We start from the raw sequence: 26,284 nt of genomic DNA, 5'->3' as shown, positions 1-26,284 counted from the left end.
AAAGAATGTGGTCGGCTGTCAGGGTTACCTTCGCTAGCCGACGGTCGCGATGGCAAATGGAGTGTGTGATTAAATATGCCCGGGAAACCTTTGTCCCAGCGCACTCACAAAACGGGCGGCGATTTTCTTGAAGCCGGCCGGATAGGGATGCAGTTCATTGGCCCAGTCTGCCGTGGCCAGCGCACCCTGTGTCTCGACCAGGATGAAATTGTTGGCCGGGACTGCCGCTAGCGCGCGCAGGGTTGTCGCCAAGGCTGCCAGCGCCTGGTGCACAATCGCGGTGCCTTGGGCGGTGGTCCAGCCGCTGTAGGTCAGCGACGGCAACAGCCATGGTCCGGCGCACACCGGATGGACGCCGCTGGGGATAGCGAAATCGTAGCAATGGCTGAAAATCGGCACGCCCGGTGCGTATTTGTCACGGAATGCAAACAGGTCGAGATAAGAGGCTTCGACCATTTGCAGCAGCTTGGGAAAGCGCAGCGGATCGAGGCCGTTGCTGATGCCGGTGCTGGCGTCGTCCAGGAAAATGCAGAATTTGTCGCCGGCGATATCGTTGCCGCCGCCGGAAAACAAAATGGCGTCAGGCTTGCCGTTGACCCAGTTGGTCGCATCCTGCAGATAGGCAATCAGGCGCTGCTGCTTGGGCAACGCCATTGCGTCGGAGCTGGAGTCGCCGTAATGCGCCAGGTTCAGGATCACCGGACGGACCGTGCCCATGTTCTCCAGTTGAGCGATAATATCCGTGGTGTGCGGCGCCAGCGTATTGCCGTTGAGGGGGTAATCGAACCAGGAATCGCCATGTGCCAGAAGCAGCAGCGGTTTGGGTGGAACTGCGCCACCATTGGCTTTGAGATGGATGTCGCGATTGCGCAGGATGTCCATTTTGGCGCGATGCTGTTGCGCGCGCTGGGCGATTTCAGATTCGATAGACTCCTGCAACTGCTGCTTTAACACTAGGCTTTGACGCATGCCAAGCTCCTTATTTGCAAAAGGAATATTGAACTATTGGACCGCGTCCAGCGCATTGAGTTCTTCAATTTCTACGCAACTTCAGCTTAGCAGATAAAAAAAAGGAGCGTCGTCTGACGCTCCTTTTCCTTTCTATCTTGCCTTTATTTTTATAGATTCGGCGCCAGCCAACGCTCAATGTCTTCCTTGCTGACGTCGCGCCGCGCCGCCATGTCGTTGACCTGATCATCGCCGATCTTGCCGACGACGAAATACTTCGATTCTGGATGCGCGAAGTAGAACCCGGATACGGCAGCGCCCGGGAACATGGCGAACGATTCAGTCACCTGCATGCCGATTTCATCGCATTGCAGCAGCTTGAACATGTCGGCCTTGACCGTATGTTCCGGACAGGCCGGATAGCCAGGGGCAGGACGGATGCCGCTATAGCTTTCCTTGATCAAGGCTTCATTGGATAATTCTTCGTTCGGCACATAGCCCCACAAATCCTTGCGCACCCGTTCATGCATATATTCGGCAAACGCTTCCGCCAGGCGGTCAGCCAGCGACTTCAGCATGATCGATGAGTAATCGTCGTGTGCATCTTCAAAGCGCTTTTCGTGCTTCTCGATGCCGATGCCGCTAGTGACAGCAAACAAGCCGATGTAGTCGGCGATGCCGGAAGATTTCGGTGCGATGAAATCGGACAGGCACTGGTTCGGCCGGGCGACGCCGTCGATCACCGGCTTGACGGTTTGCTGGCGCATGCCGTAATAGGTGAACGCCACCTTGCTGCGCGTCTCATCGGTATAGATTTCGATGTCGTCATCGTTGACTGTATTGGCTGGCATCAGGGCGATGACGCCGTTGGCGGTCAGCCAACGGCCGTCGATCAGTTTCTTCAGCAGCGCCTGGCCTTCTTCGAATACCTTGCTGGCTGCCTCGCCAACTATTTCATCCTTGAGGATGGCGGGATACGGACCGGCCAGATCCCAGGTCTGGAAAAACGGACCCCAGTCGATGTAGCGCGCCAGGGTGCCGAGATCGACGTTCTTGAATACACGGCGGCCGATGAACTTCGGCTTGACCGGCGCAAACTGCAGGCGCATGCGGTTTTCGCGCGCGGCGGCTAGTGACAGTAGCGGTACTGCCTTTTTGTTGGCGTGCTGCTCGCGGATGCGTTCGTAGTCGACGGCGATTTCTTCTATATATTGATCGCGCTGTTCCGGTGTCAACAGGGATTGCGCCACCGATACCGAGCGCGATGCATCCGGCACGTAGACCACCGGGCCTTCATAGTTCGGCGCGATCTTGACGGCGGTATGGGCGCGGCTGGTGGTGGCTCCGCCGATCAGCAGCGGCATCTTGACGCTGCGGAAATACGGATCGCGCTGCATTTCCTTGGCGACGTGCGCCATTTCTTCCAGCGAGGGCGTGATCAAGCCGCTGAGGCCGATGATGTCGGCGTTCTCGGCCTTGGCCATGGCCAGGATTTCCGAACACGGCACCATCACGCCCATGTTCACCACTTCGAAGTTATTACATTGCAGGACCACCGAGACGATGTTCTTGCCGATGTCGTGGACGTCGCCCTTGACCGTGGCGATCACGATCTTGCCCTTGGGTTTGGCGGCGATGCCGGTGAGTTCTTCGTGCAGGCGCTTTTCTTCTTCGATGAACGGAATCAGATGCGCTACCGCTTGCTTCATGACGCGCGCCGACTTGACTACCTGCGGCAGGAACATCTTGCCCTGGCCGAAGAGGTCGCCGACGATGTTCATGCCATCCATCAGCGGGCCTTCGATCACATGGATAGGCCGACCGCCGTTGTGCAGCAATTCTTGCCGCGCTTCTTCGGTGTCTTCCACGATCCACTGCGTGATGCCTTGCACCAGCGCGTGTGCCAGCCGCTGCTGCACCGTGCCGCTGCGCCATTCCAGCGTCGCTTCTTCCTTCTTGTCGCCGGCCTTCAGGGTCGAGGCGATTTCGATCATGCGTTCAGTTGCATCCTCGCGCCGGTTCAGCACTACGTCTTCAACCCGCTCGCGCAGTTCCGCCGACAGGTTGTCGTACACGCCCATCATGCCGGCGTTGACGATGCCCATGGTCATGCCGGCTTTGATCGCGTGATACAGGAACACAGTATGGATTGCCTCGCGCGCCGGATCGTTGCCACGGAAGCTGAAACTGACGTTGGAGACGCCGCCGCTGATTTTGGCATGCGGCAGGTTCTCGCGGATCCAGCGGGTGGCGTTGATGAAATCGACCGCGTAATTGTTGTGCTCTTCGATGCCGGTGGCGATCGCAAAAATGTTCGGATCGAAAATGATGTCTTCCGGCGGGAAGCCGATCTGGTCCACCAGCAAGCGATAGGCGCGCTCGCAGATTTCGATCTTGCGCTCAAAGGTGTCGGCCTGGCCTTTTTCATCGAAGGCCATGACGATCACCGCCGCGCCGTAGCGGCGGCACAGCTTGGCTTGGCGCAGGAATTCCGGCTCGCCTTCTTTCATCGAGATCGAATTGACCACCGCCTTGCCCTGTACGCATTTGAGACCGGCTTCGATTACCGTCCATTTGGACGAGTCGATCATGATCGGTACGCGGGCGATATCCGGTTCGGAAGCGATCAGGTTGAGGAAGCGCTGCATCGCCGCGATCGAATCCAGCATGGCTTCGTCCATGTTGATGTCGATCACTTGCGCGCCGTTTTCAACCTGCTGACGTGCGACCGCCAGCGCTTCGTCGTATTGCTCGTTGAGGATCAGCCGTGCAAACGCCTTGGAACCGGTGACGTTGGTGCGTTCGCCGACGTTGACGAACAGCGAGTTGTCGTCGATGGTGAACGGCTCCAGTCCTGACAGGCGCATTTCGTGCGTGGTTTCCGGCACGGTGCGCGGCTGGATCTTGGCGACAGTATCTGCAATCGCCTTGATGTGCGGTGGCGTGGTGCCGCAGCAGCCGCCGGCGATGTTGACGAAACCGCTTTCGGCGAAATCTTTCAGCAGCGAGGAGGTGACATCCGGGGTTTCGTCGAAGCCGGTATCGCTCATCGGATTGGGCAGGCCGGCGTTCGGGTAAATGCAGACGAAGGTGTCGGCGATCTTGGACAACTCTTCGGCGTACGGGCGCATCAGAGCCGCACCCAGCGCGCAGTTGAGTCCGACTGTCAGCGGCTTGGCATGACGGATCGAATTCCAGAACGCCGGCACGGTTTGTCCGGACAAGATGCGTCCCGATGCATCGGTCACGGTGCCGGAAATCATGATCGGCAAACGCAGTCCCGACTCTTCGAAGAAGGTATCGATGGCGAACAAGGCCGCCTTGCAATTCAAGGTGTCGAAAATGGTTTCGACCAGCAGCACGTCGGCGCCGCCTTCGACCAGGCCGCGGGTTTGTTCCAGATACGAGGCGACCAGTTGGTCGAAAGTGACGTTACGCGCGGCGGGGTCATTCACATCAGGTGAAATCGAAGCGGTTTTCGGCGTCGGGCCGAGTGCGCCGGCGACGTAGCGTGGTTTGTCCGGCGTCGAATATTTATCGCACGCGGCGCGCGCCAGCCGCGCCGAAGCCACATTCATCTCATAGGCCAGATGCGCCATATGGTAATCGTCCTGGGCTACCGTAGTGGCGCCGAAGGTATTGCTCTCGATCAGATCGGCGCCGGCCGCCAGATATTCTTCGTGGATGGCGCTGATGATGTGCGGCTGCGTGAGCGATAACAATTCGTTATTGCCCTTGACGAACAGCTCCCGGCCCGGACCGGTGAATGCGATGAAGCGGCCATTGGGGCCGCCGCGATAATCCTCTTCCGTCAGCTTGTATTGCTGGATCATTGTGCCCATCGCACCGTCCAGGATCAGGATGCGTTGCGCCAGCAACTCGCGCAAACGGGTTTCGGTGGGATTGATCGAAGCAGTCGAGTTTATTGCGGAAGGCGTCATTAGCGTACTCTGGTCAGTAAGAACGCAAAAAACCCGGTCGCCTGTGGCGCCGGGTTATTTGCAAGGGCAATGCCAGAAATTATACGTTAAATCAATGGCTTGCGTATTCCAGATAGCTGATTAGGCAGCTTCCTGGCGCGCTACCTGCGTAGCGCCTTGATGTGGTTCATTGAGTTTCAAAGTCAGGCATTTTGCTGCGCCGCCAGCCTTGAGGAACTCGGTCAATGCTGTCTGATGGACAACAAAGCCGTTTGCCTGCAACTGCGTGACCAGCGCATCCGACGCCTGGTTCAGGAAGATATGGCGGCCGGAATTGACGGTATTGCAAGCAAAATGCAAGGCATCTTCGCTGCTGACGATAATGCGCTTGTCTGCTGGAACGCGGGCCGCGATGTGCGCTTGTGAATCCGCATCGAATGCTTCGGGGAAATACATCACATAGCCGCCAGCCAATGGACAGAAGCAGGTATCCAGATGATAGAAGCGGGCGTCGACCAGTTTCAACGGCTGCACTTCGATGTCCAGCAGTTCCGACAAACGCGTCGCACAGGCGATATCCGAACGGTGGCCGTGACCGAACCACAACAGGTTTTCGCTACGGTCCATCAGCGCATCGCCGGCGCCTTCAAAAGGCAGTTCCGGCGGTAGGGTCAGTACTTCAAAACCGTGGGCGGTAAATGCTGCGTCGAAATAGACTTCTTCGGCTTGCCGTTCAACGTGGCGGAAGCGCGACAACACTACTTTATTGCCCAGCACTACGCCGGCATTCGCGGTAAAGACCAGATCAGGGACACCCGGCATGGCTGGCATCATCTTGATTGTTGCTACCTTGCCCATGGCTTCCACCAATGCTAGCCACTGCTGCATGGCGACACTACGGTTGCCATGCGCAATATTGCCAGCCATCCACGGATTAATGACATAAGACACTTCAAAATGGTCCGGAGCGCACATCAAGAATGTGTCTTCTGCGGTATGGTCCAGCAGTTGGTTGGTCATGCGTAGCTCCTTTCGGTCAGGTGAGTTGCGGGTGTATCAGTTAAGGTCGAAAATGTATGCCTGATGGCTTCCAGCGCGGCGTCGATGTCGTTGGCGCTGATGATCAGCGGCGGCGCAAAGCGGACCACGGTGTCATGCGTGTCTTTCGACAAGATGCCTTGGCTCATCAGCCGTTCGCAGAATTCGCGGGCGGAGATAAAGCTCGGATCGAGGTCCATGCCGATCAACAGGCCTTTGCCGCGGATCTGGCGGATCGCAGGATGCTGGATAGCGCGCAGGCCGCTCAGCAGGCGTTCGCCCATGCGTTGTGCGTTATCGGCGAGCTTCTCTTCGCGCAGCAGGCGCAATGCGGCATGGCCGACAGCTGCCGACAGCGGATTGCCGCCGAAGGTGCTGCCATGGTCGCCGGGCGTAAACACGGCCATCAGATCTTCCCTGGCTAAAAATGCCGATACCGGCAGCAAGCCGCCGCCGAGCGCCTTGCCCAGGATCAGGCCGTCCGGCTTGATGCCGTCATGGTCGCTGGCCAGCAGGCGGCCGGTGCGGCCGAGGCCGGTCTGGACTTCGTCGCAAATCAGCAAGACATTATGGCGGTCGCAAATTTCGCGGCATTTCGCCAGATAGCCGTCGGGTGGCACGATGATGCCGGCTTCGCCTTGGATCGGTTCCAGCAGGAAAGCTGCAGTGCGCGGCGTAATCGCGGTTTCCATGGCGGCCGCATCGCCGAACGGCACGCTGTTGAAACCACCTGAAAACGGTCCGAAGCCGTCGCGGTATTGCGCTTCCGACGAGAAGCCCACAATGGTCGTGGTGCGGCCGGAAAAATTACCGTGGCAAACGATGATTTCGGCGCTGTTTTCAGCAATGCCCTTGACCTTGTGGCCCCATTTGCGAGCCGCCTTGATTGCGGTTTCAACCGCTTCCGCGCCGCTGTTCATCGGCAAGGCTTTAGGCATGCCGGTCATTTCGCACAGCAATTGCAGGAATGGTCCGAGCTGATCACTGTAAAACGCCCGGGAAACGATCGCCAGCTGGGCAGCCTGCTTGGTCAATGCGCCGACCAGGGTAGGGTGGCTATGGCCGAAGCTGACGGCGGAATAGGCCGACATCATGTCCATGTAGCGTTTGCCATCCTGGTCCCACAGCCAGATACCCTTGCCGCTGCTGAGCACTACCGGCAGCGGTTCATAGTTGTGCGCGCAGTATCGGTCTTCGAGAGTTATTGCATGGTTTTTCATGGTCTGCTCCTGGTGAGGCCACTTCTAAGAGGCTGTTGCAAAATTAATCTGGCGTTGTTGCCCTTGCAGGGCGCGCCCGGGCTTGTAAGCCCGGGTCGTTCCGCAGGCAGACGACAATGTCGTCTGAAACCCCCGCTACACCCTCCTAGCCGTACTACTCGTACTGTCTTCGTCGGCGCGCCTAGCCAGCTTAATTTTGCAACAGCCTCTAAGAACCTAGCGTGATCAAGGGCGGATAAGCCAATGATATTTTGTCCGCTGGCGAAAGCCGGCCAAGACGCTTAGAGGTGGCTGCAAAATGCTGTATTTATAGGTTTAAATGCAGTGTGTCGCATCTGCCTACATGATAATCACAAGCGATGGAAATATTTGTGCATAATGAAGCGTGAATTGGCCGTAATGCGCACGAATCGTGCATAAGTGGAGATAAAGATGGAAGATAAGGTAGAAAAACTCGACCGCTACGACCGTATCCTGTTGCGTACGCTCCAGGCGAATGGCCGCGCGTCCAATGTGGAACTATCCGAACAAGTCAATTTATCGCCGCCGCAGTGCTACCGGCGGGTCCAGCGTTTGGAAAAGGACGGCATCATCCGCGGCTATGCGGCGCAAGTGGAGCCGGCGGCCATTGGCCTGGGCGTGGTGGCCTTCGTTAATCTGAACATCGCACGCGAGCAGTTCAAGCAAGTGCGCAAGCTGGAAAAGGCCATCCGCCTGTTTCCCGAGATATTGGAGTGCTACACGATTTCGGGGGATTTCGACTATTTGCTCAAGGTTGCGGCCAGCGACTTGAAGTCGCTGTCGGCTTTTTTGACAGATCGCTTAATGCAGGTTCCTGGAGTGGCCGGGGTGCGTTCGATGGTTTGTCTGGAGGAAATCAAGCCGTCCAGTCCACTGCCATTGGCTGATTAGGGCAATACCAGCGCGCTTTCAAATCAAGTTGGTTTAGCGTGGCTTATTAATATACCAACTTCGTTTCATCATGATTTGTGCTATTTCTGCACAAATCATGTGTCTTCTACCTGCTGTTCTTACGTTGTTCGCGGGCTTAATCTGTGTACTCCAACTCACCAACAGGAGATCACATGAATGCCTCGACCAACAACCTGACCGGCAATCCAACCATCCGCACTCTCGTCGGCGCGACTGCCAGCACCAGCCTTGATCCGAAAACGACGGCTTTGTTGGTGATTGATATTCAAAATGAATATTTCAGCGGCAAGTTGCCCATTCCTGATGGTCTGGCCGTGGTGCGCAACGCCAATCGCCTGATAGCGCTGGCCGATAAGCATGGCATGCCGGTGTTTCATGTCCAGCAATGGAATGCCGTTGAGCGGCCTTTGTTTACCAAGAACACGGTGATGTCTGAATTTCATCCCGATATGCAGGTTGCTCCGCACCATGCGATCGTCCGCAAAACTTTCGCCAGTTCTTTTGCCAGCACCGATCTGCATTCGCAACTGCAGGCGCGCGGCATCAAGACCCTGATCGTGACAGGTCTGATGACCAATAATTGCGTGGCGGCGACCTCCTTTGACGGCGTTGCCAACGGCTATAAGGTCATTATCAGCAGCGACGCCAGCGCCACGCGCGACATCCGCACCTGGGACGGCGGTGTGGTAGGTCATAAGGACCTGCACCGCGCCGTATTGACCGGGATGTCGGACGCCATTGCTGAAATTCGCAGCACCAGCGAGATCCTGGAGCTGGTCAGCTAGAAACTGATTCATCTTCGTTGCAGTAACCGTTGCTTCTTTATTTACATCATCAGGACTTACGCAAAATGTCGTCAGCAAAGCATGCCGACGAAGTTAGTACGAAGGTACGGCTAGAAGGTGTAACGCCGCTGGCGGAATTTAGCGTAAGTCCTATTTATATTGAAAGCCCATCATGCCCATACTTACCGTATTGTTATCCACTCCCCCAGACACGGCGGTTTCCGCCAAAGTCGCCGGCACCTTGTCGCGTCTGACTGCGGAGATTTTGCACAAGAAACCTGAGCTGACCTCGATTGCGATTTCGCATGTCGATCCGACGCACTGGTTTGTCGGCGGCCCGTCATTGGCGGCGCAACGGAAAACCAGCTTCTTCCTGGATATCCGCATTACAGACGAAACCAATACCGCCGATGAAAAGGCGCGCTATATCGATGCTGTCTTCAGGGAGATCGGCGCCTTGCTGGGCGAGTTGCACCACGAAAGCTACGTCCACGTCAACGATGTGCGAGCCGCCGCTTATGGTTTCGGTGGCTTGACGCAGCAGCATAGGGCTGTAGCGGCGCGCCTGCAAGCTTGATGCGTGGCCTACTTGATCAGGCGCGTGGCGCGCGTTTCTTCGATGACCAGGTCTGATTGCGGGTAGGCGATGCAGGGCAGGATGTAGCCGTCTTTCTTTTCGTCGCTGCTCAGGCCCGGCCATTCGATCTGGTAGCGTATTTCTCCGTGGAGAAGGCGGCACATGCAGGTTCGGCATGTGCCGTTTCTGCAAGAGCTCGGCAAGTTGATATCGGACTGCCGCGCAGCCTCCATGACCGGGGTAGCGCCAGACGTTTCAAAATGCCATCCGCTTGGTTCGATCCGGACGATGAATCTGTCTTCAACCGGCATGCTTCATTCCTCTATATTTCCATATGTAAATCTCTCCGTGTGATGGCGGCGATCTTGTAGAATCGCTGATCGGCCAGAACCGTTGGCCGCTATCGCAAGGCGCATTGCGCCATTCATTTTCCATCCAACAGATTGCCCATGAATATTCATTTTTCGCTGGTCCCTATCGTTTCCCTGATTGCAGGCATCCTGATCCTGGTCACGCCGAAGCTCCTGAACTATATCGTCGCCTTCTACCTCATCGCAGTCGGCCTGATCGGTTTGTTCGGCGTCGGCCATTTCCGACTACATTGAGGATGGCCGGGTTACTTTAATCCCAGCGCGGGGTGGCATACCAAGCTACCGCGAAATCGACAAAAGCCCGTACTTTCGGCGACAGGTGGCGGTTTTGCGGATAGATTGCGTACAGGTCGCGCGGTTTCAGCGTGAAGCCGGGCAGTACCTGCAGCAGATCGCCGCGCCGCAAATCTTCATGCACGATGAAGGAACTGGTGGCGGCGATGCCTAGCCCGGCCAGCGCTGCCGAGCGCAAGGCGATCCCGGTGTTGGCTTGCAAATTGCCGCGCACAGTTACTGCATGTTCGCGGCCATCGGCTGCATAAAACTGGAATTCGCTGGGCTTTAGCGCAAGCGTATAAGTCAGGCAATTGTGCCGGACCAGATCGGCAGGCTGCTGCGGAACGCCTTGTCGTTCCAGATAGGCCGGCGCAGCCGCCAGGAGTATTTCACAAGTCGCCAGGCGCTTGGCAACCAGGGTCGAGTCGGGCAAGCCGCGGGTCAGGCGCAAGGCCACGTCGAAGCCTTCTTCAATGACATCGACCAGGCGGTCATTGCATACCAGATCAACCTTCAACTGCGGATTGGCGATGATGAACTGTGGCAGCCACTGCGCCAGTTCCAGCGTGCCGAACGCCATCGGCGCGTTTATCCGCAAGGTGCCGGACGGCCGTGTCTGATGTGCCGACACCGCTTGGGCAGCATCGTCTATCTGATCAAGTATGTGACGGCTACGCTCGTAATATTCCTGGCCGGCTTCGGTCAGAGCAAAGCGGCGGGTGGTGCGGTTCAGAAGTTGCGCACCCAGTTCCAGCTCCAGTTGCCGCACCTGGCGTGAAACGATGGTGTGCGACTGGTTCAGTTCAGCAGCGGCAGCAGTAAAGCTGCCGCTCTCCACTACGCGCCGGAAAGCGCGCATCGCAGCCAGTTGATCCATGCACCATGCTCCAGGATAAATAAAAGCACAACGCTATCAGAATCGACCGGCCGCCGCTATTTAATCTATCTTGAGTTTGCCGCTGATGATCGCATTGCTGGCCTCGCGCAGCTTTTGCAATACCGGCCGCTGGCGCAGGATGTCGCATTCCGAATAGGCGGCATCCAGACCCAGTGCGGTCAACGCCACGGCCCCTTCTTTCAGGCCGAAATCAAAACGCTGCGCCGTCGAGCCGTTGGTCAGCAAGCCGACCGCAAGGATAATCGCGCTATCCGCATGCACTTCGACATTATCGAGCACTTTACCCGGCGCCTGCATGCATTGATTGACGCCGCTGCCGATGGCTTTGGCGTGGGATTGCGGCGTGAGCGCCTTGAATACGCCGGAATTGCTGCCGGCGGCGGCGGCCCAGATGACGTCGACGCCATCGCCGAGCATGGTTTTGGTCAACGCTTCGGCACGTGGCGGATCGTTGAAGGGTTGTGGGCCTTCCACCCACAGTGGTTCGTGTATCGAAATGGTGGCTTTGGCTGCCCGTGCGCCATTGGTGAAGGCCTGACTGTTTTTCTGGCGCAAAGCGGTATCGCTGGCGCCGATCAGGCCGATCTTGCCGGTGCTCGAGGTCAGTGCCGCCTGCATGCCGGCCAGGTAACTGGCTTCGGGTTCACGGAAGGTGATGCAAGTGATATTGTTGGCGGCATTGTCGATGCAGTGCTCAAGAATCAGGAAACGGGTTTGCGGCGCCTGACGCGCCACGCTGTCGAGCAGGTCCTTGAATTCGATTCCCATCACCACCACAATCTTGGCGCCTTGCTTGACTGCGTTGTCCAATTGCAGCAGGCGGCCAGCCCGGGTAGCCTGGCTTTCCAGCGTGCTGGCTTGCATCTTGTACAGTTTGGCGGCGTTGTTGACGCCGCTGCTGCCTTGCTGCAGCAGGACATCGTCATTGTTTGGCACCGGCCGTACATAAATGATCTTGGGGAGGTCCGCAGCGCCGGCATTGGCGGCTGTGCAGTCCAGGAAAACCCCCAGCAACAGTGCTATCGGCAGCAGCAGGCTGTGCCATTTAGTCGCTTTGCGCGATTGTTGGCATTTCGTTCTGGATATGGCGGGATGTGAGTTTGCGTGCGGCGTGCGAGGGGCCAGTGTCATTGTCTCTTCCTTTTATTTTATATACGGTGCCGAATCTGATGCCGGCACGCGGTGTGCTCACATATTGCTGGCAAAGCGGATGCACTCCATTTGGGGGAAGATATACAAGGTATTGCGCCAAACTGATGTCCGGCGCTCTGGTGCAGGGCATCGGCACCATATTTAACTTTTTATTACGGCTTCTGCGTGATACCGTTATCACACTGAGGATCGCAGCAATAACGCAACAAAAGCGCAACACAGGCGCAACAAAAAACGCAGCAGCAAATTACGTCTATCTCACCTGATTCAGGAATTTCGGGAATATGTGTCAGTTACTTGGAATGAACTGCAATGTGCCGACCGACATTGTGTTCAGTTTTACCGGCTTCGCCACACGCGGTGGCCAGACCGATCATCACAGCGACGGCTGGGGCATTGCCTTTTTTGAAGGCAGCGGCGTGCGCCATTTTGTCGATTACCAGGCGGCAATCGCGTCGCCGGTAGCGGAGTTGATCCGGCGCTGCCCGATCAAGTCGAAAAATGTCATCGCGCATATTCGCAAAGCCACCCAAGGCCAGGTCGCGCTGGAAAACTGCCATCCGTTCGTACGGGAGTTATGGGGCCGTTACTGGGTTTTTGCCCATAACGGCGATCTGAAGGAATTCGCGCCGCGCCTCAACGGGCCGTACCGTCCAGTCGGCAATACGGACAGCGAACTGGCGTTCTGTTACCTGCTGCAGCAACTGCGTCAGCGTTTCGGCGACAGTGCGCCGTCGCAGGCCGAGCTGACCGCTGCGTTGCGCGAACTGACCAGCGAAATCGCAGCGCATGGCACATTCAACATGATGCTCTCGGATGGCTCGGCGTTGTTTACGCATTGCTCGACCAATCTGTATTACATCGTGCGCCAGTTCCCGTTTGCCGAAGCCCATCTGTCGGACGAAGACGTGAGCGTCGATTTCTCGCAAGTAACAACGCCGCAAGACCGGGTCGCGGTGATTGTCACCGAACCGCTGACGACCAACGAGGTGTGGACCAAGTTCGGCGAGGGCGAACTGATCGTGTTCGTCGACGGCCAGCCGGTCTAGGGCCTGTTGACGTATGATTTGGGAGATGCGTTCAAGCCAAAATGTGTGGTGGCAAGCCATGCAACGCAGCTAGCTCACATTTTGGCTTGAACCATCCGGGAACGGCCGCAGGCGTCGCATGCCGTTGTTACTTGGGGCGGCCATCCGCATCCTTGCCGTAGCATAGTACGTCGCGTCGTCGCGCCTAGGCCTGCAACGCCTGCCGCGCGTTCGCACTCCCAAATCATACGTCAACAGGCCCTAGCGCTGCCGTCGAGAAAAACAGGACGAATCAGGAATAATCGATCGTCAGCGGTGCATGGTCCGAGAAGCGCTCGTCTTTGTAAATGGCGACCGCGTGGGCGTTGGCGGCGATGCCGGGCGTGGAGATGTGGTAATCGATACGCCAGCCGACGTTCTTGGCCCAGGCTTGGCCGCGGTTGCTCCACCAGGTGTATTGTTCTTCGCGCTGGTCGACTTTGCGGAAAACGTCGACCAGGCCGACTTCATCAAACAGCTGGGTGAGCCAGGCGCGTTCTTCCGGCAGGAAGCCGGAATTCTTCTTGTTACCCTTCCAGTTTTTCAGGTCGCGCTCCTGATGCGCGATATTCCAGTCGCCGCAAATCACCACTTCACGGCCGCTGGCCTTCAGTTCTTGCAGATGCGGCAAGAACGCTTCCATGAAGCGGAACTTGGCGATTTGCCGTTCTTCGCTGGATGATCCGGACGGGCAGTACAACGAAATGACCGTCAAATCACCGAAATCGCACTCCACATAACGGCCTTCGGCATCGAATTCCGGGTTGCCGAAACCTATCCTGACCGCGTTCGGCTTGCGCTTGCTATACAAACCGACGCCCGAATAACCCTTCTTTTCGGCGTAATGAAAATGCCCTACGTAACCTTCCGGTGTGAGGAATTCCGGCGTCATGTCGGCGGCTTGCGCTTTTAGCTCCTGGACGCAGATGAAATCGGCGGACTGTTTGGTCAGCCACTCGAAGAAGCCTTTTCTGGCTGCGGAACGGATACCGTTGAGATTGGCGGAAATAATTCTTGGCATGTTTGTCGTTGATAAAAAATTAAGAATAAGTAATGCCCGGTCAGATGCCAAGGATAACCGAAGCGCAGCCCGCGCGTGCAGACAACCCTGTACGCAAACCTTGACATGGCAGGCACGTTGTTTGCACTTACTGCTGTGTAGCAGGTGAACTCCATTTAAAATGGCGGTCTGGTGTCGCTTTTGGTTTATAAATAGCGACAAAATTTGTCAGCATCAACCGTCTGGAGTGCATTTTGAACAATTTACGTCAACAATTTATTGAATTTGCGGTGAAGGCCGGAGTGCTGAAGTTCGGCGAGTTTGTCACCAAGGCAGGTCGCACCTCGCCGTATTTCTTCAATGCGGGCATGTTTAACGAGGGTGCCGCCCTGGGCCAGCTGGCGCAATTCTATGCACGTACCCTGATTGATTCGGGTTTGCAGTTTGACATGCTGTTCGGGCCGGCCTACAAAGGTATTACGCTGGCTTCGGCAACTGCGGTGGCATTGGCGGCGCAAGGGCGCAATGTGTCGTTTGCCTACAACCGCAAGGAAGCCAAGGATCACGGCGAAGGCGGCAATATCGTCGGCGGGCCATTGAAGGGCCGGGTGCTGATTATCGATGACGTGATTTCAGCCGGGACGTCAGTCCGGGAATCGGTCGAGATGATCCGCGCCGCCGGCGCTACGCCTTGTGCGGTAGTGATCGCGCTGGACCGGATGGAGCGTTCCGGCAAGGATGACGCCTTATCGGCCAATTCCGCAGTAGAAGAAGTGACGCAAGCGTATGGCATGCCGGTCATTTCAATCGGCAACCTGAACGACTTGCTGGAATATATTTCCGGCGCAGGCGCCGATGCTGAGCTGAACCGTTACCAGGCTGCGGTCGCTGCTTACCGGGAGCGCTACGGCGTAGCATGATTGCAAGGCTTGTGTTGACGCACGAGCCGTTGCCATTGCGCTGTTTGTGCCGCATGTGCCGCATGTGCCGCATGTGCCGCATGTGCCGCATGTGCCGCTTTTGCCGCGCGCAGGATTGCAACGTGTTGTGTGTCGACATTTGTCGTGGATGATGGGAATGAAGCGGATTGTACTAACTCTTAAGCGAACCTTGGTTTTCAGCGTAGCGGGCTTGTTGCCTTTGCTGCCAATCCTGGCGCACGGCCAGATTTATACCTGCAAGGATGCAGCCGGTCGTACCGTGACCGGCGATCATCAGATGCCGGAATGCGCCGATCGCAAGATTGTGGAGTTATCAAAGGCGGGAGTAGTCAAGCGCGAAATCCCGGCGCCGCTGACCGCCGAACAACGACGCCAGCAGGATATCCTGGATGAAAAACGCAGGACCGACGCGGCTGCGGAAGAGCAGCGGCGCCAGCAGGACCGTGCTTTGTTGGCGCGCTATCGTAGCGAGGCAGACATCGAATCGTCGCGCCGCTATTACCTGTCCTTGTCGCAGGATCTGATCAAGCGCGACCAGATCGGCATCGACGACGCCCAGAACCAGCTGAAAGCGGCCAATACCGAAGCCGAGTTTTACAAGCGCAAAAAAACCTTGCCGTTGAACTTACGCAACAAGATCGAAGGAGCCAACCGCGACATCGCCTATAACCAGAAAAACATGGCGGATCATCAGGCCGAATTGGCCCGTATCAACGGCAAGTTCGATGAAACTCTCAAGCACTATCGGGAGTTGGCCACCGCGGCGGCGGAAGCACAGGCATCGCGCTAAGCACGGTGCAGCAGAAAGCAAAACGGCTGGCAGAGCGCCAGCCGTTTTTTTTGAGCCTGCTTTTAAGCAGTCAGTTTTTGTTTCAACAGCTCAGTCAGTTGGGCCGGGTTGGCCTTGCCCTTGGTGGCTTTCATGGCCTGGCCGATCAAGGCGTTAAAGGCTTTTTCCTTACCGGCGCGGAATTCTTCGACAGACTTGGCGTTGGCCGCCAACACCTCATCGATGATTTTTTCCAATGCGTCGCTGTCGGAAATCTGTTTCAGGCCCTTGCTTTCGATAATCTCGTCAGCCAGATTTTCTTCTGCGGATTTTGCTTCCCACATCGCGCCGAATACTTCCTTGGCGATCTTGTTGGAGATGGTGCCATCGGCAATCCGCTGCAACAGCACGGCCAGCTGCACAGCGCTGACAGGCGCCTGCGCGACATCGACGTTTTCCCGGTTCAATGCTGACGACAGGTCGCCCATCAGCCAGTTGGCGGCAGGCTTGGCTTGTTCCTTGCCGGCCTTGACCGTAACCGCTTCAAAATAACCGGCCATGGCTTTCGACTGGGTCAGCACGGCGGCATCGTATTCCGACAGACCAAACTCGCGCACGAAACGTTCACGCATGGCGTCCGGCAGTTCCGGCATGGTGGCGCGTACGCGCTCTACCCATTCCGCAGCGATCGCCAGCGGCGGCAAATCCGGATCCGGGAAGTAGCGGTAATCCTGCGAATCTTCCTTGCTGCGCATCGAGCGGGTTTCTTTTTTGTCCGGATCGTACAGGCGCGTTTCCTGCACCACTTTGCCGCCGTCTTCGATCACTTCGATCTGGCGGCGAACTTCGTAGTTGATCGCTTCTTCCAGGAAGCGGAAGGAGTTAAGGTTCTTGATTTCACTGCGGGTGCCGTAGGCCGCCTGGCCGACCGGGCGCACCGAGACGTTGGCGTCGCAGCGGAAAGAGCCTTCCTGCATGTTGCCGTCGCAAATCCCCAGCCACATCACCAGCGAGTGCAGTGCCTTGGCATAAGCCACCGCTTCGGCGGCGCTGCGCATGTCGGGTTCGGTCACGATTTCCAGCAGCGGCGTACCGGCGCGATTGAGGTCGATGCCGCTCATGCCTTGATAGTCTTCATGCAGCGATTTTCCGGCGTCTTCTTCCAGATGGGCGCGCGTCAGCTGCACGGTACGCAGTTCGCTCTTGCCGTCTTTTTCCAGCATGAAGGAGACCTTGCCGCCCTGGACCACCGGGATTTCAAACTGGCTGATCTGATAGCCCTTCGGCAGATCGGGATAGAAATAGTTTTTACGCGCAAAAACCGATTGTGGGGCAATCGTTGCATTCACTGCCAGGCCGAACTGGATTGCGCGTTCTACCGCACCGCGATTGAGTACCGGCAGTACGCCAGGCAGCGCCAGGTCGACCGGGCTAGCTTGCGTGTTGGCTTCGGCGCCGAACTGGGTCGAAGCGCCGCTGAATATTTTTGACTTGGTCGAGAGTTGCGTATGCGTTTCCAGACCGATCACGACTTCCCACTGCATAATAATTTCCTTATTTGTCTTGGTAACTACACTCGCCGGTTTTTAAATTGACCGAGAGTTCCGTAAAATTTCCTCTTGAGCCGCACAGCGCCGGACAGCTGGGTATCACGTGCAGTTTGTCGCCGTCGCGCTGCAGACGGATACTGCAATTCATGCCGTGATTGAAAAAATCGTAGCCGCGTTGTTGGCGTGCCGCGGCAGGATCTTTCAAGGTGATGCGCCAGTTGTCTTTCTTGCCGTCTTGCGCGACTTCGGCTTGCGGGTCGTCGCCGGTGTCGATACTGCATTCGAAACCGTGGGTCGGCCGGTATAGCGCCGATTCCCAGCGCAGTGCTTCGATGCGGTCGCCATTCAACCTGAATTCGCCGGTGTCGCCGTAAATCACTTTTTCGCCATCTTCATCGCGCGTCATGTTGCAGCCGAACTTGGTCTGCAACTGTTGCGCGTGGCTGACTGGCGCTAACAAGGCCGTGCTCAGAGCCAGCAGCGCCAACGCCGGCAATCTGCTGCAGCGAGCGGAGCAATGACGCATGATCGAAGACATGGCGCGGCGCATTTAGTCTGGCGTACGCAGATGCCAGTCGGTGACGCGCTGGAACTGGTGGGCCACGTTCAGCAGCTTGGCTTCGTCATAGTAATTGCCGATGATTTGCAGTCCGACCGGACGCCGGGCGTTCTTTTCGCCCTGACCGAAACCGCACGGTATCGACATGCCAGGCAAGCCAGCCAGACTGGTCGACAACGTATAAATATCCGCCAGGTAGTTGGCCACCGGATCGTTGGCCTTGGCGCCCAAGTCCCATGCCACGGTCGGCGATACCGGTCCCATGATGACGTCGCATTGACGATTCGGGCCACTCAGCGCGTTCTGGAAATCCTGAGCGATCAGGCGGCGGATTTTTTGCGCCTGCAGATAGTAGGCGTCGTAATATCCGTGCGACAGCACATAGGCGCCGACCAGGATGCGGCGCTTCACTTCTTCGCCGAAACCTTCTGCACGCGACTTCTTGTACATGTCTGCCAGGTCTTTGTAATCGGCAGCACGGTGACCGTAGCGGACGCCGTCGAAGCGGCTCAGGTTAGACGACGCTTCGGCCGGTGCGATCACGTAATAGACCGGGATCGACAGTTCGGTTTTCGGCAGAGAAATATCAACCAGCGTTGCGCCCAGTTTTTCGTATTCGGTCAACGCTGCGCGCACCGCCTGCTCAACATCAGGCGACAGACCGGTGCTGAAATATTCGCGCGGGATACCGATGCGCAAACCTTTCAGGTCCTTGTCCAGGTCGCGGCTGAAATCTTCCTTGTTGCGTTCCAGGCTGGTCGAATCGCGCGGGTCGAAACCAGTCATGGCGTTCAGCAGCAGCGCGCAATCTTCGGCAGTCTGGGCAATCGGTCCCGCCTGGTCCAGCGACGAGGCGAAGGCGATCATGCCGAAACGCGAGACGCTGCCGTAAGTCGGCTTGATGCCGGTCACGCCACATAACGAAGCCGGTTGACGGATCGAGCCGCCGGTATCGGTTGCGGTAGCGGCCGGCGTCAGGCGCGCGGCCACCGCCGCGGCGGAACCGCCAGAGGAACCGCCAGGAATCGCGGTCTTGTCCCACGGATTTTTGACCGCGCCGAAATAGGAATTTTCGTTTGACGAACCCATTGCGAACTCGTCGCAATTCAGCTTGCCGAGGTTGACCATGCCGGCGTTGTTGAAGTGTTCGACGACGGTTGCATCGAACGGGCTGGTATAGTTTTCCAGCATCTTTGACCCGGCGGTGGCGCGCCAGCCGCGCGTCACAAAAATATCCTTGTGGGCGATCGGCACGCCGGTCAGCGGCGTTGTATCGTTTTGTGCCAGGCGCTGGTCGGCGGCGCGCGCCTGTTGCAGCGTCAGGTCCTGGTCGACATGCAGGAAGGCGTTCAGATCGCTTTGCTGGATCCGGGCCAGATACAGCTGCGCCAGTTCCTCGGCGGAAATTTTCTTTTCGTGCAGCAGCACTGACAATTGCTTGAGTGTTTTGGTATGCATGAGTACTTTTAACGATTAACTTTGCGGAACAGGCCTGCAGATTTCGGGCCATCAGTCGCTTGCACATCGGTGCAAGCAAGCGCGAAATGATTTATTCGATTACCTTAGGCACCAGATACAGGCCATCTTCGGTTGCCGGAGCGACTTTTTGATACTCCTCGCGCCGATTCGGCTCGGTCACTTCATCGTCGCGCAAACGCAAGGAAAGATCCTGGCGAATCGCTGCAATCGGGTGGCTCAGCGGTTCGATGCCGGTGGTGTCTACCGCGCGCATCTGTTCCACCAGGGAAAAAATACCGTTGAGCTTGTCCAGCGTGGAAGCGGCCTGGTCTTCGGTGAGTTCAAGGCGTGCTAAATTGGCAATGCGCTTAACGTCGGAAAGGGCTAATGACATGATTTTCGTTCGCGCTTCGAGGCGCGGCTGCAAGTGTGGTTAAAAAATAAAGGCTTTGCTTGCAAAAAACTTCTCGGATTTTTGTAAAAAGCAAGCATTTTGAGCGCTATACGCCCTAAGTTGAGTCAAATTATAAGGTAGAATGTTGCGTCCATGCGGCAGGTAATAGATCTTTACCATGCGCGGGATACTAGACACCCCCCTAAAAAACGTTTAAGCGCATCATTGTTGCGCATTGGAACAATTCATGTTTGGATTTTTACGCAGCTACTTTTCAAATGACCTGGCGATTGATCTGGGTACCGCGAATACGCTGATTTATGTACGCGATAAAGGCATTGTCCTGGACGAGCCGTCGGTTGTTGCGATTCGCCAGCAAGGCGGCCCGAATGGCAAGAAGACAATTCAGGCTGTTGGCCGTGAAGCAAAACAGATGTTGGGCAAGGTTCCCGGCAACATCGAGGCGATCCGCCCGATGAAAGACGGCGTGATCGCCGACTTCACCGTCACCGAGCAAATGCTCAAGCAGTTTATCCGCATGGTGCATGACACCAAGCTGTTCAAACCGTCGCCACGCATCATTATCTGCGTACCTTGCGGCTCGACCCAGGTTGAGCGCCGTGCAATTCGCGAATCGGCATTGGGCGCTGGTGCATCACAGGTGTTCCTGATCGAAGAGCCGATGGCTGCGGCTATCGGCGCCGGCTTGCCGGTGTCGGATGCGACCGGTTCGATGGTGGTCGATATCGGCGGCGGCACCACCGAAGTCGGCATCATTTCGCTGGGCGGCATGGTCTACAAAGGCTCGGTACGGGTCGGCGGCGACAAATTCGACGAAGCCATCGTCAACTACATCCGCCGCAACTACGGCATGCTGATCGGCGAACAGACTGCCGAAGCGATCAAGAAGGAAATCGGTTCCGCTTTCCCTGGTTCGGAAGTGCGCGAGATGGAAGTCAAGGGACGCAACCTGTCGGAAGGCATCCCGCGTTCGTTCACCATCTCCAGCAATGAAATCCTGGAAGCATTGACTGATCCGCTTAACAACATTGTCTCAGCCGTCAAGAACGCGCTGGAACAGACGCCGCCGGAACTCGGCGCCGATATCGCTGAAAAAGGCATGATGCTGACCGGCGGTGGCGCGTTGCTGCGCGATCTGGACCGCCTGCTGATGGAAGAAACCGGTTTGCCTGTGATCGTAGCCGAAGACCCGCTGACCTGCGTGGTGCGCGGCTCCGGCATGGCGCTGGAACGGATGGACAAGCTGGGTTCGATCTTTTCCTACGAGTAATCCAGGCTGATGCGACGCTTACCCAACCTCTTTTGCTTGATCGTGAGGGTGGGTAACGGCAACCGGGTCGGTGCACAGTGTGGTACTTCGTGAATGGTGGAGCCCCAGAAGTGGTGAATTTTTGTGTCAGGCTAGGCGCGAACCGGAGCGATAGTGTATCTATCGCGAGGATTTGCAACGACACTTGGCGCAAAAAGGCAGCGCTTATGGGGTTTCATCATTTGCGAAGCATCACACTAAGCCATGCGACCCATTGTTGTATCTGCGGTAACAGCGTTCATGCAGCTGTTCCGGCCATCACTGACCATACCGAATCTGTCCATTACTGATGGAATACAGTCCACCACCCCTCTTTAAGCAAGGCGCTTCAGCCCGCGCCAAGGCGGTGATATGCACGCTGCTGGCGTTGTCGCTGCTGATTGCCGACTCAAAGATGCATGCATTGCTGCTGCTGCGGCAGGCTGTCGGTACCGCACTTTATCCGTTGCAGATGGTAGCTTTGATGCCGCGTGATGCCAGCAACAGAGTGATCGATTATTTCTCATCGTTGTCGACGGTGGAAAAAGAAAACCAGGAATTGCGCAGCAAGCAAGGCGAGCGGGCGCAGCAATTGCAGCAGGCGCAGCAGCTGGCGGCAGAGAATACGCAACTACGTAAATTGCTGGGCGTCGAGCAGCGTTTGCCGGTGAAATCGGTGATGAGCGAAATTCTCTACGATGCGCGGGACCAGTTTGCCCGTAAGGTCATTATGGACCGCGGTTCGCAACACGGCGTCGCTACCGGCCAGCCGGTGATCGACGATGCGGGGATTGTCGGCCAGGTGACGCGCGTGTTTCCATTTACTTCCGAAGTCACGCTGCTGACCGACAAGGATCAGGCGATTCCGGTGCAGGTGTTGCGCAATGGCCTGCGTAGCGTCGCCTACGGCCGCGGCCAATCCGGTTACCTCGATCTTCGTTTCATGTCCTCCAACGCCGATATCCAGAAGGGCGACTTGCTGGTGACATCCGGCATTGACGGCGTCTATCCGGCCGGCCTTTCGGTCGCCAAGGTCATACAAGTCGAAACCAAATCGGCCGACGCGTTCGCACATATTGTGTGCGAGCCGGTGGCGGGTATCGACAGACACACGCAACTACTGATCCTGCTGGTCGATCCGAACCCGATCGCGCGTCCGGACGACGAAGCGGCCGTCCCCAACAACAAGGCCGATATTCTCAGCAAGCGTCGTCTGACCGAGAGCACCCGTGACAAGAGCAGGGAAGCCGCCGCCAAAGATGCCGTGAAAGAAAGCCCGGAAGCGGCTCGCAAAAATCCGCAGGGAGCTGGTGTCCAATGATGCGTCCCCACTATATTTTGTTGCCGGCCAATCCGCTGTTTATCGCGATGACCTTGCTGCTGGCATTTCTGCTTAACTTGCTACCGTGGGGGCAATGGCCGGGAGTGCCGGACTTTGTTGCCTTGGTTCTGGTGTTCTGGAGCATTCACCAGCCGCGCAAGATCGGCATCGGCATCGCCTTTTGCATGGGTTTGTTAATGGATGTGCATGAAGCCACGCTGCTCGGCCAGAATGCACTGGCCTACACGTTGCTATCGTATTTTGCGATCATGATCCACCGCCGTGTACTGTGGTTCTCGGTTGGCGTCCAGGCTTTGCATGTGCTGCCTTTGATGCTGTTTACGCAACTGATACAAATGGTGATCCGCATGTCGGTCAGCGGCAAGTTTCCCGGCTGGCTGTATTTCTCGGAGAGTTTTGTCAGCATGGCTTTGTGGCCGGTCGTGGTGTGGCTGTTACTCGCGCCGCAACGGCGGGCAGTCGATCGCGATGACAATCGTCCTATCTAATTTATGCTACGGCGGCCACTGCGGATTCGTTGCTGACCCGTTGTTGACCCGACGCTGACACTTCAATGACCGAATTTAAAAACACTGAACGCGAACTCCGGAATTTCCGTCTGCGGATTTCGGCGGCTATCGCGTTTGTGCTGATCTGCTTTGGCTTGCTGTGCGCGCGCTTTATCTGGCTGCAGGTGGTGCGTCACGATGCTTACGCCGCACAAGCTGAAGACAACCGGATTTCGCTGGTGCCGGTGGTGCCTAATCGCGGCCTGATCATGGACCGCAACGGCGTTATCCTGGCGCGTAATTACTCGGCCTACACGCTGGAAATCACCCGCTCGAAAATCAGAGGAGATCTCGAGAGCGTGATTGACGATCTGGCGCAAGTGGTCAGCATCACGCCGAAAGACCGCCGCCGCTTCAAGAAATTACTGGAAGACTCCAAGAGTTTTGCCAGCCTGCCGATCCGGACCCGGCTGACCGATGAGGAAGTGGCGCGCTTCACCGCGCAGCGTTATCGCTTTCCCGGCATCGATGTGCAAGCGCGTTTGTTCCGGCAATATCCCCTGGGTGAAGTGGCTGCCCATGTGATCGGTTATATCGGCCGCATCAACCAGAAGGACGCTGATCGTATCGACGACAGCGACGACGCCGCCAACTACAAAGGCACCAGCTACATCGGCAAGGATGGCCTGGAAAAGAGTTACGAAAAACAATTACACGGTACCACCGGCTACGAAGAAATCGAAATCGCCGCCAGCGGACGGGCGGTGCGCAGCATGTCGCACGTGTCGGCGACGCCGGGCGACAACCTGATCCTGTCGATTGACATCGAGTTGCAGAAAGTGGTCGAAGAAGCGTTCGGCAACCGCCGCGGTGCGCTGGTGGCGATCGATCCTTCCACCGGCGACGTGCTGGCGTATGTATCGCAGCCTTCCTTCGATCCTAACCTGTTCGTGGAAGGCATCGACCAGCAAAGCTGGGATGAGTTGAATAATTCGCCCGACCATCCGCTGATCAACCGGCCGATGAGCGGCAGCTATGCCCCAGGGTCGACCTACAAGCCATTCATGGCGCTGGCTGCGCTTGAACTGGGCAAGCGGACGCCGGCATCGGCAATCAACGATATCGGCTACTTCATGCTGGGCGGTCACCGCTTCCGCGACGACGTCCCGGGTGGACATGGCCGGGTCGATCTGTACAAGTCGATCGTGGTTTCTTGCGATACCTATTACTACATGCTGGCCAATGACCTGGGACCCGATACCATCCATGATTTCATGAAGCCGTTCGGTTTCGGCCAGCTGACCGGTATCGATCTGGAGCATGAACAGCGCGGCTTGTTGCCATCGACCGACTGGAAGCGCAGATATTACAAGCGTCCGGCCGCGCAGAAATGGGTCGGTGGCGACACCATTTCACTTGGCATCGGCCAGGGATTCAACTCCTTTACGCCTTTGCAGATGGCGCATGCGGTAGCGACACTGGTCAACGACGGCATTGTGATGAAGCCGCATCTGGTGAAAATCATCGAAGATGGCGTGACGCGCCAGCATACCGAGACGGTGCCGAAGGAAAGTTCTCGGATTCCGTTGAAGCAGGAAAATATCGACTTTATCAAGAAGGCCATGGTTGGCGTGACGCGCGAAGGTACTGCAGCCCGGGTGTTCGCTGGCGCTGGTTACGAGTCGGGCGGCAAGACCGGAACCGCGCAGGTGGTCAGCATCAAGCAAGGCGAGAAGTTCGACGCCAAGAAGCTGACCGCGCGCCAGCTTGATCACGCTTGGTATACCGCGTTTGCGCCGGTCGACAAGCCAAGGATCGCACTTGCCGTGATCGTCGAAAATGGCGGCTTCGGTGCGGCGGCGGCGGCGCCGATTGCACGCAAGGCACTGGATTTCTATTTGTTGGGCAAGCGTCCGGGCGACTCCGGCAAGGCGGCGCCAGCTGCGGCAGCGCCGGCGCCGGTGGAGGAAGACATCACGCCGTCGCCACCGACAGACGACACGAAGTCCAGTGAGGGCTCGGAAAACAGTTATAAACCGGGTGAAGAAACCCCGGGGAATCGGGAATAAAAGATGGCCGCCGAATTGAAAGCAACAGCATGAGCCTGACCGATAAACACTCTTGGTTGCGCAGCATCAAATCGCACATCGTGGTGTTCGATGCGGCGCTGTCGCTGATTATTTTCCTGATCCTGGCGGTCGGTATCGTTACCTTGTATTCGGCAGGGATCGATTTCCCGGGCCGGGTTGAGGACCAGCTGCGCAATATCCTGGTGGCGTTCGTTATCATGTGGATCGCCGCCAATGTCCCGCCGCAGACCCTGATGCGTTTCGCCGTGCCGATCTACACGGTCGGGGTGGCCTTGCTGATCGCGGTGGCTTTGTTCGGTATCGTCAAGAAGGGCTCACGGCGCTGGATCAATTTCGGCGTCGTCATCCAGCCGTCCGAGATCATGAAGATCGCCATGCCGTTGATGCTTGCCTGGTACTTCCAGAAGCGCGAAGGCATGATCACCTGGCGCGATTACCTGGTGGCGGCAGTATTGCTGGCGCTGCCGGTCGGCCTGATCATCCGCCAACCCGACCTTGGGACCGGCACGCTGGTGCTGGCGGCCGGTTTTTATGTCATCTTCCTGGCTGGCCTGTCCTGGCGTGTACTGCTCGGCCTGGCGGTTGCAGCCGGCGCCAGTTTGCCTGTGCTGTGGTCGGTATTGCACGATTACCAGCGACAGCGCGTGATGATGCTGATCGATCCCACCTCGGATCCGCTCGGCAAAGGCTTCCACATCATCCAATCGACGATTGCAGTCGGCTCGGGTGGCGTCTTCGGCAAAGGCTGGTTGAAAGGCACGCAAGCCCATCTGGAGTTTATTCCCGAACGTACTACCGACTTCATTTTTGCCGTATTTTCCGAAGAATTCGGCTTGATCGGCAACAGCGTCCTGCTATTCCTGTACATGCTGTTGATCGGCCGGGGCATGATGATTGCGGTCAACGCACCCACCATGTTCACGCGTTTGCTGGCTGGCTCCATCACATTGATTTTCTTTACTTATGCTTTCGTTAACATGGGTATGGTCAGTGGCATTTTGCCAGTAGTTGGCGTACCTTTACCGTTCATGAGCTATGGCGGCACGGCGCTGGTCACTTTGGGCTTGGGCGCAGGCATCCTGATGAGCATCCAGCGCCATCGCAAACTGATACAAACATGATCATGGTTGAACTTGTGGCGCTAAAGCCGAGTCCATTGTTGCAGTTATGCAGGCGGGATGGCCTGCCGACAGTCAGGG

General features: G+C 57.1%; 25 protein-coding genes. 13 read left to right on the top strand and 12 right to left on the bottom strand.

The features are described from left to right. Nucleotides 1-69: 69 nt before the first annotated feature. The 4 genes from LT85_RS23290 to rocD all read right to left on the bottom strand — a co-directional run bounded on the left by LT85_RS23290 (nucleotide 70) and on the right by rocD (nucleotide 7,126). Nucleotides 70-969 (bottom strand): SGNH/GDSL hydrolase family protein, encoded by a 900-nt coding sequence (locus LT85_RS23290; RefSeq protein ID WP_038493772.1) that lies wholly within the window; start codon nucleotides 967-969, stop codon nucleotides 70-72. A gap of 149 nt (nucleotides 970-1,118) precedes the next feature. Next, nucleotides 1,119-4,889: a methionine synthase gene (metH, locus tag LT85_RS23285; RefSeq protein ID WP_038493769.1), complete on the bottom strand. Its 3,771-nt coding sequence runs from the start codon at nucleotides 4,887-4,889 to the stop codon at nucleotides 1,119-1,121. A 120-nt stretch (nucleotides 4,890-5,009) separates the two neighbouring features. Next, nucleotides 5,010-5,888, bottom strand: coding sequence for a dimethylarginine dimethylaminohydrolase family protein (locus tag LT85_RS23280; protein ID WP_038493766.1), 879 nt, complete (start codon nucleotides 5,886-5,888; stop codon nucleotides 5,010-5,012). Next, entirely contained in the window at nucleotides 5,885-7,126 is a 1,242-nt protein-coding gene (gene rocD, locus LT85_RS23275) for an ornithine--oxo-acid transaminase (protein WP_038493764.1), read from the bottom strand. Before rocD ends, LT85_RS23280 begins: the two co-directional genes overlap by 4 nt. Before the next feature lie 432 nt (nucleotides 7,127-7,558). On the opposite strand from rocD, the gene LT85_RS23270 reads away from it, so the two are divergent. The 3 genes from LT85_RS23270 (at nucleotide 7,559) to LT85_RS23260 (ending at nucleotide 9,421) form a co-directional block, all read left to right on the top strand. Then, entirely contained in the window at nucleotides 7,559-8,038 is a 480-nt protein-coding gene (locus LT85_RS23270) for an Lrp/AsnC family transcriptional regulator (protein WP_038493761.1), read from the top strand. A gap of 173 nt (nucleotides 8,039-8,211) precedes the next feature. Then, nucleotides 8,212-8,844: a cysteine hydrolase family protein gene (locus LT85_RS23265; RefSeq protein WP_038493759.1), complete on the top strand. Its 633-nt coding sequence runs from the start codon at nucleotides 8,212-8,214 to the stop codon at nucleotides 8,842-8,844. Nucleotides 8,845-9,016: 172 nt separating this feature from the next. After that, the gene (locus tag LT85_RS23260) at nucleotides 9,017-9,421 is read left to right on the top strand and encodes a tautomerase family protein (RefSeq protein WP_038493756.1); all 405 of its coding nucleotides are present in this window, start codon (nucleotides 9,017-9,019) and stop codon (nucleotides 9,419-9,421) included. Nucleotides 9,422-9,429: 8 nt separating this feature from the next. Here the strand turns inward: LT85_RS23260 and LT85_RS23255 are convergent, their stop codons facing one another. Further along, nucleotides 9,430-9,732, bottom strand: coding sequence for a 2Fe-2S iron-sulfur cluster-binding protein (locus LT85_RS23255; RefSeq protein WP_038493753.1), 303 nt, complete (start codon nucleotides 9,730-9,732; stop codon nucleotides 9,430-9,432). 138 nt (nucleotides 9,733-9,870) lie between these two features. Here LT85_RS23255 and LT85_RS26270 point away from each other — a divergent pair, with 138 nt between their 5' ends. Beyond that, complete coding sequence (locus tag LT85_RS26270) at nucleotides 9,871-10,026, top strand: DUF3096 domain-containing protein (RefSeq protein WP_081992646.1); 156 nt, start codon at nucleotides 9,871-9,873, stop codon at nucleotides 10,024-10,026. Nucleotides 10,027-10,042: 16 nt separating this feature from the next. Here the strand turns inward: LT85_RS26270 and LT85_RS23250 are convergent, their stop codons facing one another. After that, the gene (locus tag LT85_RS23250; RefSeq protein WP_038493750.1) at nucleotides 10,043-10,945 is read right to left on the bottom strand and encodes a LysR family transcriptional regulator; all 903 of its coding nucleotides are present in this window, start codon (nucleotides 10,943-10,945) and stop codon (nucleotides 10,043-10,045) included. Nucleotides 10,946-11,005: 60 nt separating this feature from the next. Further along, entirely contained in the window at nucleotides 11,006-12,097 is a 1,092-nt protein-coding gene (locus tag LT85_RS23245; protein WP_052135414.1) for a BMP family ABC transporter substrate-binding protein, read from the bottom strand. Here LT85_RS23245 and LT85_RS26815 point away from each other — a divergent pair. Further along, complete coding sequence (locus LT85_RS26815; RefSeq protein ID WP_156117621.1) at nucleotides 12,091-12,384, top strand: hypothetical protein; 294 nt, start codon at nucleotides 12,091-12,093, stop codon at nucleotides 12,382-12,384. The two genes, LT85_RS23245 and LT85_RS26815, sit on opposite strands and share 7 nt — an antisense overlap. Nucleotides 12,385-12,402: 18 nt before the next feature. Then, entirely contained in the window at nucleotides 12,403-13,167 is a 765-nt protein-coding gene (locus LT85_RS23240) for a class II glutamine amidotransferase (RefSeq protein WP_038493747.1), read from the top strand. A 271-nt stretch (nucleotides 13,168-13,438) separates the two neighbouring features. Here LT85_RS23240 and LT85_RS23235 read toward each other — a convergent pair whose 3' ends face one another. Then, nucleotides 13,439-14,206 (bottom strand): exodeoxyribonuclease III, encoded by a 768-nt coding sequence (locus LT85_RS23235; RefSeq protein WP_038493744.1) that lies wholly within the window; start codon nucleotides 14,204-14,206, stop codon nucleotides 13,439-13,441. Between the two features lie 233 nt (nucleotides 14,207-14,439). Here LT85_RS23235 and pyrE point away from each other — a divergent pair, with 233 nt between their 5' ends. Next, a complete protein-coding gene (gene pyrE / locus LT85_RS23230) occupies nucleotides 14,440-15,105 on the top strand; it encodes an orotate phosphoribosyltransferase (RefSeq protein ID WP_038493742.1) in 666 nt (221 codons plus the stop codon). A gap of 190 nt (nucleotides 15,106-15,295) precedes the next feature. Then, entirely contained in the window at nucleotides 15,296-15,916 is a 621-nt protein-coding gene (locus LT85_RS23225) for a DUF4124 domain-containing protein (protein WP_038493739.1), read from the top strand. Between the two features lie 62 nt (nucleotides 15,917-15,978). On the opposite strand, the gene gatB is transcribed toward LT85_RS23225, so the two are convergent. The 4 genes from gatB to gatC all read right to left on the bottom strand — a co-directional run bounded on the left by gatB (nucleotide 15,979) and on the right by gatC (nucleotide 19,856). Next, the gene (gene gatB / locus LT85_RS23220) at nucleotides 15,979-17,439 is read right to left on the bottom strand and encodes an Asp-tRNA(Asn)/Glu-tRNA(Gln) amidotransferase subunit GatB (protein WP_038493736.1); all 1,461 of its coding nucleotides are present in this window, start codon (nucleotides 17,437-17,439) and stop codon (nucleotides 15,979-15,981) included. 10 nt (nucleotides 17,440-17,449) lie between these two features. Continuing rightward, nucleotides 17,450-17,983 carry a hypothetical protein gene (locus LT85_RS23215; protein ID WP_038497278.1) on the bottom strand — a complete coding sequence of 178 codons (534 nt, stop codon included), beginning with the start codon at nucleotides 17,981-17,983 and terminating at the stop codon, nucleotides 17,450-17,452. 12 nt (nucleotides 17,984-17,995) lie between these two features. Beyond that, nucleotides 17,996-19,462: an Asp-tRNA(Asn)/Glu-tRNA(Gln) amidotransferase subunit GatA gene (gene gatA / locus LT85_RS23210; protein ID WP_038493732.1), complete on the bottom strand. Its 1,467-nt coding sequence runs from the start codon at nucleotides 19,460-19,462 to the stop codon at nucleotides 17,996-17,998. Between the two features lie 91 nt (nucleotides 19,463-19,553). Further along, a complete protein-coding gene (gene gatC, locus LT85_RS23205; protein WP_038497276.1) occupies nucleotides 19,554-19,856 on the bottom strand; it encodes an Asp-tRNA(Asn)/Glu-tRNA(Gln) amidotransferase subunit GatC in 303 nt (100 codons plus the stop codon). 247 nt (nucleotides 19,857-20,103) lie between these two features. Here gatC and LT85_RS23200 point away from each other — a divergent pair, with 247 nt between their 5' ends. From LT85_RS23200 to rodA, 5 genes are all read left to right on the top strand, one after another. Further along, complete coding sequence (locus LT85_RS23200) at nucleotides 20,104-21,147, top strand: rod shape-determining protein (RefSeq protein WP_038493730.1); 1,044 nt, start codon at nucleotides 20,104-20,106, stop codon at nucleotides 21,145-21,147. 328 nt (nucleotides 21,148-21,475) lie between these two features. Beyond that, on the top strand, nucleotides 21,476-22,486 hold the full coding sequence (gene mreC, locus LT85_RS23195; RefSeq protein ID WP_038493727.1) for a rod shape-determining protein MreC: 1,011 nt from the start codon (nucleotides 21,476-21,478) through the stop codon (nucleotides 22,484-22,486). Next, complete coding sequence (mreD, locus tag LT85_RS23190; RefSeq protein ID WP_038493724.1) at nucleotides 22,483-22,995, top strand: rod shape-determining protein MreD; 513 nt, start codon at nucleotides 22,483-22,485, stop codon at nucleotides 22,993-22,995. Before mreC ends, mreD begins: the two co-directional genes overlap by 4 nt. A gap of 65 nt (nucleotides 22,996-23,060) precedes the next feature. Next, nucleotides 23,061-25,064 (top strand): penicillin-binding protein 2, encoded by a 2,004-nt coding sequence (mrdA, locus tag LT85_RS23185; protein WP_038493721.1) that lies wholly within the window; start codon nucleotides 23,061-23,063, stop codon nucleotides 25,062-25,064. A gap of 29 nt (nucleotides 25,065-25,093) precedes the next feature. Further along, entirely contained in the window at nucleotides 25,094-26,206 is a 1,113-nt protein-coding gene (gene rodA, locus LT85_RS23180) for a rod shape-determining protein RodA (RefSeq protein ID WP_038493718.1), read from the top strand. Nucleotides 26,207-26,284: the final 78 nt, after the last annotated feature.

The sequence above is a fragment of the Collimonas arenae genome (genome assembly GCF_000786695.1).
Taxonomy (GTDB): Bacteria; Pseudomonadota; Gammaproteobacteria; order Burkholderiales; family Burkholderiaceae_D; genus Collimonas; species Collimonas arenae_A.
The sequence above is the reverse complement of the archived record's forward strand: the minus strand, read 5'-3'. Positions and strand labels throughout refer to the sequence as shown.